This window comes from Pedobacter sp. Bi126 (assembly GCF_918698245.1).
GTDB lineage: Bacteria > Bacteroidota > Bacteroidia > Sphingobacteriales > Sphingobacteriaceae > Pedobacter.
Genome location: NZ_CAKKMS010000003.1, coordinates 179,564 through 194,119, shown reverse-complemented (window position 1 = coordinate 194,119; position 14,556 = coordinate 179,564). Strand labels below are relative to the sequence as shown.

The following is a 14,556-nucleotide window of genomic DNA, read 5'->3' as shown; positions in this document are numbered from 1 at the left end:
CTCAAAATACAAACCATCATGAACAAAAAAATATTATTGGTGCTGTTAGCCATTGTAATGCTTACAAACGCATTATTTACGGTAAGGGCCCTGGCTCAAGATAAAAAAGACGAGAGAACTACAACCACGCGTATTGCCGATTTATTGGCACAGCTGCCCGCTAGAAATGCTGCCCAGCTAGAACGCAATATGAAAGAAGTGGCCGATTTAGGTGAAGAGGGTTACGTAGCCTTAATTATTGGTTTAACGGCTTCTGAAAAAGGAAACAACGCCCTTATTGAGTATGCAGTAGGTGGTTTTACTGCTTATGCGACCAAAACCGGTCAACAGAATCTAAGGAGTATGGCCATCAATGCCTATTGCAAAGCGTTACCCAAACTAACCGATAAACAGAACAAAGCATTTATCATCAGTCAGTTCGATTTGGTAGGAAATGATGTTGCGGTAGCCTGTCTAACAGATTACCTTGCTGACGAACAATTGGCTGACGAAGCATCGAGAGCACTGGCCAAAATTGGTACTGCCTCTGCTACAAATGCATTGCTTAGTGGCTTGAGTAAAGCAAACGGCAAAGCAAAAATTGCCATTGTAGAAGCATTGGGCCATACTAATGCTAAAGCAGCAGCTACAGCTATTGCGCCATTGGCTACTGGAACAGACAAAGCATTAACCAAGGTAAGTTTGTATGCCCTTGCCAATATTGGCGATGCATCCGCAAAAGAAATTTTAGTAAAAGCTGCTGAACAAGCAGGTTATAAATACGACCAAACCAATGCGGTTGCAGCTTTATTGGTTTACGCCCAGAAAAACATAGCAACAGATAAAGCGGGAGTGGAAGCAATAGCGAAAACAATATTAGAAAAAGCAACGGCTGATGATCAGGTAAACGAACGTACTGCAGCCTTAAAATTACTTTCGGCAACACAAACCGATCAACAAGCTTTGTTGGCTGCCATGACCGATAAACAGTTCGAATTTCGAGCGGCTGCGGTTAAATTCGCTGCTGATGGCGTAAATGATACCAATAGTGCAGCCTGGGTAAGCCAGTTAAAAAAGGTTGATGCCCCAACTCAGGTTTCTATTTTAGATATGCTGGGCAATAGCAAAGCAAAATCTGCATTGCCAGCCGTACTCAAATTAATTAAAAGCGACGATGAGCAGGTAAAACTGGCTGCAATTAACACCGCTGTAAAACTTGGACAGGAAGAAGTTATAGACGATCTGTTGAAGTTAATGGGCAAAGGAGATACAGCAGATATTGCGGCTATTTCTAATGGAATTTTAAGAATAAAAGGCGAAAGTGTAGCCACTAAAGTTGGTGCTTATCTTCCGAAAGCTAAACCAGAGGTACAGGTTGCCTTGATTAATATTTTAGCCGCCCGCGCTGCAACCAGCCAAACGGAGGTTATTTATACTGCATTAAACAGTAAAAAACCTGAAGTACGAAAAGCAGCATACCTTTCATTGCAACATGTAGCAGCAGCTGAAAATAAAGCACAATTATTTGATCTTTTAAATAAAAGCACCAATGCCGACGAACTTACTGCTGTACAAGATGCCATTATTGCTTCGGTAAAAGGATCAACAGATAAAGCGGCACAAACCAATGCCATTCTTCAGCAAATGAGCAATACACCTGCTGATAAGAAATTGTTGTTTTATAAGGTACTTGGCAGTTTAGGTGGTGAGCAATCGTTAAAATCGGTTTCAGAAGCCTATGCCACAGGCGATGACGCCACCAAGAAAGCTGCAATTGAAGCACTTTCTTCATGGTCGGATGCAGGCTCAACGGATGCATTGATCAGCATTGCGCGTACCACCACCAATCCAGACTTTTTGAACCAGGCGATTGTGGGTTACTTAACTTTAGTAAGAAATACAAAGTACCCGGCTGAGCAACGTTTATTATTATTGCGCAATGCGATGGCAGTGGCTAAAACACCAGCACAACAACAGCAGATTCTTAAAGATGTCGAACAGGCCAAATGTTTTAATGCGATTGTATTTGCTGGTCAGTATTTAGATAATGCTACTTTACAACAGGCTGCGGCAAACGCGGTGATGAATATTGCCATGGCCGGAACTTACAATGGCGACATTGTAAAAGGCTTGTTAAATAAAACCATTGCCGTAATTACCGGAGGCGATGCCGGTTATCAGAAAGAAGGTATGCGGAAGTATATTTCTGAGATGAAAGCTGGCGAAGGCTTTGTTCAGATTTTTAACGGCAAAGATTTATCCGGATGGAAAGGACTTGTGGCCGATCCGATCAAAAGATCAAAAATGGATGAAAAAACCTTAGCCGAAGCACAAACCAAAGCTGATGCCGAGGCAAAGGAAAGCTGGAAAGTGATCAACGGTGAACTACAGTTTCAAAGTCATGGCAATAACCTTGCAACCGTTAAAAAATATGGCGATTTTGAAATGTTGGTAGACTGGAAAATCATCGACGATAAAAAAGGAGAGGGCGATGCGGGTATTTATCTCCGCGGTACGCCACAGGTACAGATCTGGGATCTTGCCCGTACAAAAGTGGGTGCCCAGGTTGGTTCTGGTGGTTTGTACAACAATCAAACAAACGAAAGTAAACCGCTTAAAGTGGCCGATAACAAGTTGGATGAATGGAATACATTCAGAATCTTAATGAAAGGCGACCGTGTTACCGTTTATCTGAACGGACAATTGGTGACCGATAATGTGATTTTAGAGAATTATTGGGACAGAAGTTTGCCGATCTTTGCAGAAGAGCAGATCGAATTGCAGGCGCATGGATCGCCGGTGGCTTACCGCGATATCTATATCAAAGAAATTCCCCGCCCAAAACCTTTTGAGCTGAGTGCACAAGAGAAAAAAGAAGGTTATAAAGTATTGTTCGATGGAACCAATATGCACAGCTGGACAGGTAATACTACCGATTACGTTATCGAGGATGGAAACATCGCTATCCGTCCAAAACCAGGTAAAGGATCAGGCGGTAACTTATTCACCAAAGAAGAATTCAGCGATTTTGTTTACCGTTTCGAATTTCAGCTCACTCCAGGTGCAAACAACGGTTTAGGGATCAGGGCTCCTTTAGAAGGTGATGCTGCTTATGCCGGTATGGAACTGCAGATACTGGATAACGATGCACCGATTTATAAAGACCTGAAAGAATACCAGTATCATGGTTCGGTTTATGGCACTATCGCTGCAAAGAGAGGGTTTTTAAAGCCTACTGGAGAGTGGAACTATGAAGAAGTAATTGCCAAAGGATCGAAAATTAAAGTGATCTTAAACGGCACCGTAATTTTAGATGGCGATATCGAACCATTTAAGAAAAACGGCACTCCAGACCATAAAGAACACCCGGGTTTACTACGTGAAAGTGGACATATCGGTTTCTTAGGTCATGGTTCTCCTGTTCAGTTCCGCAACATCAGGATTAAAGATCTGAGCAAGAAAGCGTCAGCTCAAGAAGAAACTGATACAAAAGTTACAGGTAAAAAGAAATAAGTTAAATTTAGCATTATAACAGGTTAAATAATGATAGAAGATAAGGCAAATTCGAAAACAGAAAATTCGAGAAGAAACTTTATTAAAACAACAGCACTTGCTGCCGCTGGATTTATGATTGTACCCCGCCATGTGTTGGGTGGGCCAGGTTTTCTGGCGCCAAGCGATCGTTTGCAATTGGCTGGAATAGGTGCAGGTGGAAAAGGAGAGGGCGATATTGCCAGTATTGTTAGGGGAGGAAAAACAGATGTTGCTTTTTTATGCGATGTAGATGATAGAAGAGCTGCAAATTCTCTAAAAAACTTCCCAAAGGCAAAATATTACAAAGATTATCGTGAGTTATTGGATAAAGAAGGCAAAAATATTGATGCCGTAACGGTATCAACACCCGATCATACCCACGCGCAAATTGCCATGGCAGCCATGCAATTGGGTAAACATGTGTATGTGCAAAAGCCTTTAACGCACGATATTTACGAAGCCAGGATGTTAACCGAAGCCGCAAACCGCTATAAAGTGGTTACGCAAATGGGTAATCAGGGTGCTTCGGGCGATGGTGTAAGAAGACTTCAGGAATGGTACGATGCAGGCAGGATAGGTAAAGTTCATACGGTTTACTGCTGGACTAACCGGCCAGTATGGCCTCAGGGAATTTCGTGGCCAAGTGGAAAAGCCGAAATACCGAAAGAACTGGATTGGGATTTGTGGTTGGGCAGTGCTCCATATAAAGAATATGTAAATAAACTGGTTCCCTTTAATTGGAGGGGATGGTGGGATTACGGCACCGGTGCCATTGGCGATATGGGCTGTCACTTGGTAGAGCCTCCTTTTAGGGTGTTAGGCCTGGATACCCCAATCAGCGTAGAATGCAGCGTAGGCAGTGTATATGTTGATGAATTTAAACGTGCCTATTTGCCAGAAAGCTGCCCGCCATCAAGCCACGTCATTTTAACCTTTGCCAAAACGCCAAAAACCAAACATGAGGTTCAGGTGCATTGGATGGATGGAGGCATTAAGCCGGAACGTCCGGAAGAATTAGGGCCTAATGAAAGTTTCGGCGATAATGGTGTGCTTTTTATCGGTACAAAAGGTAAAATGATCTGTGAAACCTATGGCAAAAATCCAAAATTGTTACCACTCTCGCGCAACGAATCAGATAGAACGAAAATCACTATTCCGCGTATCGCTAATCAGGAAGAAGGCCATTATACTCAGTTTGCCGAAGCCGCCATTGCCGGTTATGGAAAAATGGAACTGAGTTCGCCATTTGAAATCGCCGGGCCACTTACCGAAACCTTATTGATTGCCAATCTCGCCATTAGGGGCACAGATGTACAGCGCAGAGATGCAGCAAGTAAAATCAGTTACCCGGGCAGAGATATCAAAATGCTTTGGGACAAAATAAATATGAAGGTGACCAATTTTGACGAGGTAAATCAATTTGTGAAACGCGAATACCGTAAGGGTTGGACGTTGGGCGTTTAAGATTTAGTATGTCGATAGAAAATAAGAATTTAAAGGTATTAGTAGTAGGCTGTGGCAATATGGGTGCTTCCCATGCCACAGCTTACCACACCCTACCCGGTTTTGAAATTTGCGGATTGGTTTCTACCGGTAAAAGCAAAGAAAAGCTTAATGAAAAATTAGGTGGACAATATGATTTGTATACTGATTTTTACGAGGCACTTGAAATAACCAAACCAGATGCCGTTTGTATTTCTACTTATCCCGATACACACGAAGCTTATGCCATAAAATCTTTCGAAAATGGTTGCCACGTGTTTATCGAAAAACCATTGGCCGATAGCGTAGAAGGCGCTATAAAGGTGGCAGACGCCGCTAAAAAAGCGAATAAAAAATTATTGGTGGGGTATATCCTCCGCTATCATCCCTCCTGGGAGAAATTTACTTCGCTGGCTCAGGAAATGGGAAAACCTTTGGTGATGCGCATGAACCTGAACCAACAGAGCCATGGACCTAAATGGACGGTGCACCGTAACCTGATGAAAAGTTTAAGCCCCATTGTCGATTGTGCTGTACATTACATCGATATTATGTGCCAAATGACCCGATCGAAGCCTGTACAGGTGAGTGCCATTGGTGCCAGGCTTACTGACGATATCCCAGAGTGGAACTACAATTACGGGCAGCTGCAGATCCGTTTCGAGGATGGTTCTATTGGTTGGTATGAAGCTGGCTGGGGACCGATGGTGAGCGATAATGCTTTTTTTATTAAAGATGTTTTTGGACCAAAAGGATCAGTATCTATCACGGCTAAAAAAGCAGGTGCAGCCGGAAACTCTGATAACATTGATGCGCATACCAAAACCGAATCGATTAAAATACATCATGCCGATTTAGATGTTAATGATGAGTTCAGCAAAGCTGATGAATGGGTGGATCTAACCGATGAGCCGGATCATCAGGAACTGTGCAACCGCGAGCAGCGTTATTTCCTAAAAGCTATTGCAGAAGATATAGATTTAACCGACGCCACTGAAGATGCTGTAAACAGCTTAAGGATTGCTTTTGCCTGCGATGAATCGGTAAAAACAGGTGAAATGATCCGGTTAGATTAAAATTATTTCTTGTCATTTCGGTTGCTGCGGTCGTAGTATCAGATGTTACCATCTGACACCACGAAAGGATAAGTCGTCGGCACGAAGCAACCTTAAAGCGGACGCTAGTAGCGATAATCATAAAATTGCTTCCTGGGCAAAAAATACCTTCCAGCAATGACGATTTCTTGTATGCTCACAAACTACTAAAATTCCTTATATTGATTTTATAAAATCAATTATCACTCGAAATGAGAGAATTATTGCGTATGTACCTTCAAAAGGTAGTCTCCAAGTCTTTCCATATTTTCCTTTTGCCCTTCCTCGGCCTTATGCACTTTAACTATCGTTTCGCGCATCTCAGGAGTGTCGAATAACATCGTCCAGTTTATTTGGGTTTCTTCATCATGGGCCTCAAAAAGAACTGTAGTGAAAAAATGTGGGTTGAAGTGTTCGAATACAATTTTTTCAAGTGGAATAATCTCTTTAAAAATGCTGCGGTTGGCATAGTCTTTACCATCAGGTCCATGTAAGGTGAGCTTCCATTCACCACCTGCCTGCAAATCCATTTTATGGATGGTGGCACTAAAGCCTTTTGGTCCCCACCAGTTTTTTAGGTGCTCGGGTTTGGTCCAAACGTCCCAAAGCAATTGCATATTTGCTTTAAAAAGGCCCTTAACCTGCATTGATCTGTTCTCCGTTTTATCCATCACAGTTTATTCAATTTTTTAGTTTGATCATCTAAGTTAAAAAATATTACCTGCACATTAAATGCAGTAAATGGGTGAGGTTTTTCCTGCTTATTTTTTAATCTAAATTGCTTTGATTCAGATTTGTTTTTTTTCTATAATTACAAAATGAAATTTAAACTATTAATTCTCTCAATTCTTGTTTCTTCGTCTATTCAGGCACAAACAAATTTGAACCCAGGCTGGGAATATTTTTTTAAAAACAACCGGACAGCGGCACGCGATTTTTTTACCAAGGCAGCACTTAAACCTGCATTTTCAGATGAAGCAAATGTTGCATTATCTATGATGACTGAAATGGACCGGCCAGCCAAAGAAGGTTTTAGCTACTTAAATAAATTATCTAATACGGCTAAAAACCCACAACCATATCTTGTTGCGCTATGGAGCGATTTGCCCAATAACGCTTCGAAGATAAAAACGACCGACCAGTTGGAGTTTTATAAAAAACTGGCAACAAGAAAAGATGTAGACGGCACCATTAATGCATTGGCCTACGCATCGTTAGGTTCGCATTTCGAAGAGAAAAAACAATATGCCGAAGCTGATCAGTATTTTAATAAGATTGGCGAAATCGAAAATTGGTTAATCACAGGCGAGTATGAAAACATTTCGACCAGTGGTTTCGATAAACAGTACGATGATATTTTAGCCCATCCTGAACTTAATTATGTTTTTACGGGTAAAAAGAACAGAAAATTTAGCTGGAGAACGGTACCTTATGTACGGCATGATAAATGGTTCGATTTTACGTATTATAACACTTATGAAAATGCACTACAGTTTGCCCAAACATTTGTTAATGCGCCTGCAAGTACAACAGGGCAATTAAGAATCGGCGTATCCGGCTCGGTAAAGGTTTGGGTAAATGATCAGCTTTTAATCAGCGAATCAGAAGAAAGAAACAACGATCTTGACGCATACATTGTGCCGATTAAGTTAAATCAGGGCTACAACCGCGTTTTGGTGCAGATAGGCGAGAGCTATGCGGGCAGATCGAATTTTATGCTGCGGTTAACTGATGCCAACGGAGCACCATTAAATAACCTTTCTACTACCAGTACACCACAGGCGTATTCAAAAGAAACAAATCCTGTTCCAGCTCAGCTAAAACCAGTTGGATTTAAATATTTCGAAGATGCCCTTAAAGCAAAACCGCAGAGCTATTTAAATCAGTTAATGATGGCTAAGCTTTATTTGCGTTTAGGAAATGTGTTCGATGCAAGGTTGATCCTGGAGAAACTTAAAAAACATTTTCCTGAAAGTACCTATCTCAACCTAATGATGATAGAACTGTTTGTTAAAGCCGATAATAGAACTGGAATTGAAACCCTCAGAGAAGAAATTAAAACACACGACCCGGAGTGCTCGCTAGCCCTGGAGCTTGTATATACGGAGCATTTTCAACAGAATGATTACGTGCGAGCAAAAGAAGTTCTTGCTAAACTGGAAAAAATTTATGGCGAGAATGAAACGGTGTTGATGAAAAAACTAAACATACTCGGCCAGGAGAAAAAACAACCTGAAATTATAGACCTGGTGGAAAAAATTTATCCACAATATTTAAATTCAGCAGATATTGTCAATTTAAAATACCTTATCGAAGTGCAGATTAGGAAAAACCCTAAGGCGATTGATATTTTGCAAAAATACATTGATGAGAATAACGATTACAAGGCTGCTAAATATGTAGCAAAGCTGCATTTGGATAAAGGAGAAACCGATGCAGGCATTGATATTTACAAAAAAGAATTAGCAAACGATCCGATAGGATTTTCCATATACACCGACCTCGCAGGTATTTACTATCAGTTGCAACAATACGATGAGGCAGAAAAATTATATTTAAAAGTACTCGAGATCGATCCTAACAACGCATTTGTTTATTCTCAGTTAGGTACGCTGTATAATGCAAATAAACAGAAAGAGAAAAGTATTAAGGCATACGAAAAGAGTTTACAGATCGATCCGAATAATTACACTGTTATCCAGTTGTTAAGAACACTTCAGGACAAAAAAGCGGTATTTGATTACTTCGACAAACCCGATGTTAAAATGATGGTTAGCAAGGCGCCGTCTAAAACAGAATATCCCGATGGGCAGGTTGTAGTTTTAAATAATGAAGTGCAGAAAGTTGTTTATGAAAACGGTGGATCAGAAGAGAAACACTTTTTTACTGCAAAAATACTAACCCAAAAAGGGCTTGAAAGCTTTAAAGAATATGCTATTCCTTATAATAATGACCAGAATTATGCCGTCGAAATAGCCGAGGTAATAAAGGCCAGTGGAACAAAAGTTCCTGCCGAAACCAATAATAATGAGTTGGTATTTACCAACCTCGAAATTGGCGATGTGATTAATATCCGTTATAAAATCGAGAATTTTCATGTTGGGGCAATGTCTACCCACTTCTGGGACGCTTTCTATTTTAGCGATGGTTTGGATAACCTTAATATTAAATATTCATTGTTAATCCACCGCGATAAAGCTTTTAAATATGTTTTCTCACAGCAGGACATTGCTCCTGTTAAAACGGCAAAAGACGAGTTTGACCTGTATGTATGGGAGAAGAATAAACAGGAAGCATTAAGGTATGAGGATAAAATGCCCCCAATGGATGATGTAACCAACATGCTGTATTTATCATCTATTCCCGACTGGAAATTTATTGCAGATTGGTACGACAATATTGCATCGGCTAAAGCCCGCAGCAGTTATGAAATAAAAACAGTAGTAAATGATTTGTTTGCTGGTAAAAGTAATTTAGATGATTTAACCAAAATCAAGATGATTTATAATTACATTATTACCAACATCGCTTACAGCTCAGTATCGTTTAGGCAGAGTGGTATTATTCCCCAAAATCCATCAACAGTTATTAATACAAGAATTGGGGATTGTAAAGATGTATCTACGCTTTTCGTGAGTATGTGTAAAGAAGCTGGAATTACCGCAACACTGGCTTTAGCAAATACCAGAGATCGTGGACAGAATACGTTATTGTTACCTAGTATCGAATTTAATCACTGTATTGCCAAATCTACAATAGGAGGGAAAGATTACTGGGTAGAGCTTACTTCCGGAACATTGCCTTTTAATACTTTCAGCAATACTTTCCTGGGATCTAATATTCTCGAAATTAATAAAGCAAGCACAGCGTTAACCAAGTTTAATCCTGGAATAAGAGGAAGGAACATGATGGCCTACAAAACCGAGGTTAAGCTGGAAAATGCCGATATGACGGTTAAGGAAACCAATTGGAATACGGGATCAATGTCTAGCTATATCAGAAGTGTTTTTAACGATTTGAGCAGTGCAGATCAGATCAAGAAAATGAAGGAAGATCTGACAGGTGTCTATCCCGAAAACGAAATTTATAGCCTTAGTTTTTCTAACCTCAATGCCGCAAAATCAACTTCAGATACTGTGGGGACAGCTTGTTCCTATAAATTGCTGAATGTAAGCAAAAGTGTAGCAGGCATGTCGATATTCTCTATTCCATGGTCAAACAAATCGTATGCAACAGCCTTGCAGGTAGTTTCACCGCGTAAATTTGGTATCGATCTTACCCAGTTATTTGGGGTTGACGAGTCTAATCAGGAATTATCACTAGAACTTCCAACCGGAAAAGCCATGGTTCAGCCTTTTAAAGCCGTTCAATTGAGTAATGATTTTGTTGATTTTAAACTAGAAAGCGTACAACAAGGAAATAAACTCGTTTTAAAGCGGAGTTTTGCATTAAAGAAAGATTATGTTCCCTTAGATAAAATCGATCAGTTTAAGGCGTTTTATAAAGAAATGGCCGAAGCAGATGATCAGCAACTGGCTATGAAATAAGAACACTTAAAAGCCCTGTTTAACAAAGCAGGGCTTTTAAGTGATATAAAGCGTTACCAAAGAAACTCAGTCGCATCTCAATAGCTAATTCTCGCTTACCATGGACTTATTCCTGTATCAGGCACATTGTCATCACTAAAAAATTGTCCTGTTGGCCCATCTGGTGCTAATGTAGCTGCCTTTACCACTCTTGCTGCTGCATCTGGTATTGTTCCCGGGCCTGAGTGGTGATTAAAATCTGTAGCAGTATAGCCTGGATCAACCGCATTTACCTTAAAAGGGGTATTCAACAGGTTATTAGCCAATAGAATGGTATAAGCATTAAGTGCTGCCTTTGAAGAAACGTAACCGGCCGGCTTTACGCCATAGTATTTCCAGCTTGGATCACTGTGTAACGTAAGCGAACCCAAACCTGATGTAACGTTCACAATTCTTGGTGCTGGCGATTGCTTTAATAAATCTATAAAGGTTTGCGTAACTGTGATTACACCAAAAAAGTTGGTTTCAAATACCTGCCTGAATACATTAATATCTGTTTCCAAAGCCGCGTGCATAGCACCACTAATACCTGCATTATTGATCAATACATCGAGCACATTAATTTTCTTACTGAGTAATGTTCCGGCAGCTTGTATCGATTCGATGTTATCCACGTCAATTTCTATGGGCGCTAAGTTATTTAACCCTTCTAATTTTAACTGGCTTACGGCCTCTTCGCCTTTTTTAATATCTCGGGAGCCTACATATACATAATACCCGTGTTGTAATAATTGTCTTGCTGTTTCAAAGCCTATGCTTTTATTTGCTCCTGTAATCAGTGCTGTTTTCATAATTTACAATGTTTATGGTACAAATGTAGGCGTATTGGTTAGCCTGAGCAGAACACATCCAACGGTATTAATGGTACATTTCGCGGATGCTGATCCGGTAGTCGGCAGGTGTTATACCCGTTTCGCGTTTAAAGAAGCGGTTAAAATAGGAAGTATCCGAGAAACCCAAATCAAAGGCAATTTCTTTTAAAGGGTTTTGAGTATGAAACAACAACCGCTGTGCCTCCAATACCAATCGTTCGTGTATATGTTTAATGGCAGGTTTACCACTTTGTATTTTCACCACCTCGCTTAAATGTCCGGCAGAAATGTTCAATATAGAGGCATAATCGCTTACTTCGCGCAGCTCTCGATAACATTCATTTATTTTTGTCTGAAAACTTTTCAGTAAAAGTTTATCCGCGGAATGATCAGCTCCTTTAAACTGCTCGGTATACAGCCGACTTAAATAGGTAAGCAGCACGGTAAGGTAGGCGGTAAGCATACGCTGTTGCCATTCGCCGGACTTTTGATATTCGGCATTGATTTTGGCAAGGATATCCTCAACAAAGTTAAGATCAGCTTGGGTTAAGGCTAATTCATGTCCATTGTGCAGGTTTTCGATGATGGGGAGTTTACTCAATGAAGCATTTTCCTGAAGGGAGAGAAACTCTTTTGAAAAAGCAATGCCGGTGCTCCATAACTGCTTAAAACCTTCTTTTACAATGATGTTGCTTGGGCCAGAAAAGTAAATGGTGTTATCTTTAAGGACGTAAGGCGTCATATCGATCCATTGTCGACTATCTGCATGTCTAATCAAAACAACAAGAAAATGATCTTTTCGATGGGGGATAAGCAACTCCGACTGGTTTGGCAAAGTACCTTCAAAATTGTAAACCCTAAAGTTTTTATTTCCTGCTATCTCATCAGGTTCTATACTGTAGATTGGTAGTTGTTGAAGGGAATTAAGTATCTGCATCGCTTAAAACAAATTGAAAGAAATGAATTGTCCTGATTGTGCTCGAATTGCGTTCAATATGCAATTATAGGCATAAGCTTGCATATTGAAGATATAAAAAAAGCATCAACCTTAATCAGATTGATGCTTTTTCGTAGCCCGTAGGGGAATCGAACCCCTGTTTCCAGAATGAAAATCTGGCGTCCTCACCCCTAGACGAACGGGCCATTAAATATTAGAGTGTCTTTCAACTCTTTTGGTAGCGGGGACACGACTCGAACGTGCGACCTTCGGGTTATGAGCCCGACGAGCTACCAACTGCTCCACCCCGCACTCTCATGTATTTTTAATGGAAATACCAACCTTCAATTTTGCAGTGTTGAAACTGATAAAAAAAACCGCTCAGCTTTTGTAGCGGTTTCGTAGCCCGTAGGGGAATCGAACCCCTGTTTCCAGAATGAAAATCTGGCGTCCTCACCCCTAGACGAACGGGCCATTAATTTGAGTGTCTTTCAACTCTTTGGTAGCGGGGACACGACTCGAACGTGCGACCTTCGGGTTATGAGCCCGACGAGCTACCAACTGCTCCACCCCGCACTCTATACAACCCGTTTTTTCTTTGAATTAAATCCTTAACTCTGTTTCCGAATTGGAATGCAAAGATATAATTCGTTTCTTTGTGCTGCAAATTTTTTTTAAAAAATATTTTAATGGCGCATAAAGCAGGTTTTGTTAGTATAATAGGTAAACCAAATGTAGGTAAATCTACCCTCATGAATGTGCTTGTAGGCGAGCGACTTAGCATTATAACTCCTAAGGCACAAACCACAAGACACCGCATTTTAGGTATCGTAAATGAAGAAGAATATCAGATCGTTTTCTCTGATACTCCGGGTATAATTAAGCCAAAATACAGTTTACAAGAGAGTATGATGAGCTTTGTTAACGGATCTTTGACCGATGCCGACGTACTTTTATTCGTAACCGACATCAACGAAGCGCACGATGAGGAAGACGTTCTGGAGAAAATTCTGAACCGTAATATCCCTACAATTGTACTCATCAATAAAATAGATAAAGCATTACAAGAACAGGTTGATGAGAAGATTGCCTACTGGCAGGAGAAGCTAAATCCGGTTGCTATTTATGCAATTTCGGCTTTACATAAACACAATGTCGACGGATTATTGGATCGCGTGCTCGAGATGTTGCCAGAACATCCGCCATATTACGACAAAGAAGATTTAACCGATCGCTCAGAACGTTTCTTTGTTTCGGAGATTATCCGCGAAAAAATCTTCCTTAATTATCAGAAAGAAATTCCTTACAGTACAGAGGTAATTGTGAAGAGTTTTAAAGAAGAGGAAATGAAAAACGGTAAAGGTGCATTGATCAGGATTACTGCAGAAATTGTGGTCGAACGCGATTCGCAAAAGAATATTTTAATCGGTACAGGTGGAAGCATGTTGAAGAAGGTAGGTACCGAAGCACGTTTAGAGATTGAGAAATTTTTAGACAACAAGGTTTTCCTGGAGATGTTTGTGAAGGTAATTCCCGATTGGAGAAGTAAAAAGAATTATTTAAAAAGCTTCGGTTACGATAATTAATTTCGATTTTTAGGATATGAAGATAAATTTAACGTTTCTCTTATTGCTGATCAGTACAGCAGTTTTTGCTCAGGAATCAAACAATGGTAAAAAATTGTGGGCAAAATCTATCCTGAACGAAAGAGCGCCAGACTTAGTTGTTGAAAAATGGATTTCAAAACAGCCCGATACCAAAGGGAAGTTTGTGCTGATCGATTTTTGGGCAACCTGGTGCGGACCCTGCAGGGCATATATCCCTACGTTAAACGATATTCAAAAGAAATATGCCGATAAAATTGTAATTATTGGTGTTTCTGATGAAGCAGCTGAAAAAGTAGAAGCTTTTAATAATCCTAAAATCAACTATTTTGAAGCCATAGACACTAAGGGAACGGTAAAAGACTCGCTTCAGGTTAAAGGTATTCCACATGCTATTCTTATCGATCCGAAAGGAATTGTAAGGTGGGAGGGCTTTCCCTTATTGCAAGGGAATCAATTAACAGAAGAGGTAATAAAAGGACTTTTAGAAAAGTATAAAAATTAATATTAATGGAGGTTACGAAAATT

The 14,556-nt window shown here is 40.3% G+C and carries 9 protein-coding genes and 4 tRNA genes; 6 read left to right on the top strand and 7 right to left on the bottom strand.

The genetic code is table 11. The annotated features are described in order from the left end of the window. Window positions 1-18: 18 nt before the first annotated feature. Genes LQ201_RS10950 through LQ201_RS10940 form a run of 3 tightly spaced genes read left to right on the top strand, consistent with a single transcriptional unit; the run spans window position 19 to window position 6,071 of the window. Window positions 19-3,492: a DUF1080 domain-containing protein gene (locus LQ201_RS10950; RefSeq protein WP_230142305.1), complete on the top strand. Its 3,474-nt coding sequence runs from the start codon at window positions 19-21 to the stop codon at window positions 3,490-3,492. Between the two features lie 30 nt (window positions 3,493-3,522). After that, window positions 3,523-4,977 carry a Gfo/Idh/MocA family protein gene (locus tag LQ201_RS10945; protein ID WP_230142304.1) on the top strand — a complete coding sequence of 485 codons (1,455 nt, stop codon included), beginning with the start codon at window positions 3,523-3,525 and terminating at the stop codon, window positions 4,975-4,977. A gap of 8 nt (window positions 4,978-4,985) precedes the next feature. Next, window positions 4,986-6,071, top strand: a complete 1,086-nt coding sequence (locus LQ201_RS10940) for a Gfo/Idh/MocA family protein (RefSeq protein WP_230142303.1) — start codon at window positions 4,986-4,988, stop codon at window positions 6,069-6,071. A 239-nt stretch (window positions 6,072-6,310) separates the two neighbouring features. Here the strand turns inward: LQ201_RS10940 and LQ201_RS10935 are convergent, their stop codons facing one another. Continuing rightward, window positions 6,311-6,760 carry an SRPBCC domain-containing protein gene (locus tag LQ201_RS10935; RefSeq protein ID WP_230142302.1) on the bottom strand — a complete coding sequence of 150 codons (450 nt, stop codon included), beginning with the start codon at window positions 6,758-6,760 and terminating at the stop codon, window positions 6,311-6,313. 147 nt (window positions 6,761-6,907) lie between these two features. On the opposite strand from LQ201_RS10935, the gene LQ201_RS10930 reads away from it, so the two are divergent. Further along, the gene (locus LQ201_RS10930) at window positions 6,908-10,636 is read left to right on the top strand and encodes a tetratricopeptide repeat protein (protein ID WP_230142301.1); all 3,729 of its coding nucleotides are present in this window, start codon (window positions 6,908-6,910) and stop codon (window positions 10,634-10,636) included. Between the two features lie 95 nt (window positions 10,637-10,731). On the opposite strand, the gene LQ201_RS10925 is transcribed toward LQ201_RS10930, so the two are convergent. From LQ201_RS10925 to LQ201_RS10900, 6 genes are all read right to left on the bottom strand, one after another. Continuing rightward, window positions 10,732-11,466: an SDR family oxidoreductase gene (locus LQ201_RS10925; protein WP_230142299.1), complete on the bottom strand. Its 735-nt coding sequence runs from the start codon at window positions 11,464-11,466 to the stop codon at window positions 10,732-10,734. 67 nt (window positions 11,467-11,533) lie between these two features. Continuing rightward, window positions 11,534-12,424, bottom strand: a complete 891-nt coding sequence (locus tag LQ201_RS10920; protein ID WP_230142297.1) for a helix-turn-helix transcriptional regulator — start codon at window positions 12,422-12,424, stop codon at window positions 11,534-11,536. A 134-nt stretch (window positions 12,425-12,558) separates the two neighbouring features. Then, window positions 12,559-12,630: transfer RNA gene (locus LQ201_RS10915), tRNA-Glu, on the bottom strand. Window positions 12,631-12,660: 30 nt separating this feature from the next. Beyond that, window positions 12,661-12,736: transfer RNA gene (locus LQ201_RS10910), tRNA-Met, on the bottom strand. 90 nt (window positions 12,737-12,826) lie between these two features. After that, window positions 12,827-12,898 (bottom strand) — tRNA-Glu (locus LQ201_RS10905). A gap of 26 nt (window positions 12,899-12,924) precedes the next feature. Then, window positions 12,925-13,000 (bottom strand) — tRNA-Met (locus tag LQ201_RS10900). 113 nt (window positions 13,001-13,113) lie between these two features. Between LQ201_RS10900 and era the strand changes: the two genes are divergently transcribed. Together era and LQ201_RS10890 are read left to right on the top strand one after the other, a co-directional pair. Next, window positions 13,114-14,010 (top strand): GTPase Era, encoded by an 897-nt coding sequence (gene era, locus LQ201_RS10895; protein ID WP_193421259.1) that lies wholly within the window; start codon window positions 13,114-13,116, stop codon window positions 14,008-14,010. A gap of 16 nt (window positions 14,011-14,026) precedes the next feature. Further along, complete coding sequence (locus LQ201_RS10890; RefSeq protein ID WP_230142295.1) at window positions 14,027-14,533, top strand: TlpA disulfide reductase family protein; 507 nt, start codon at window positions 14,027-14,029, stop codon at window positions 14,531-14,533. Window positions 14,534-14,556: the final 23 nt, after the last annotated feature.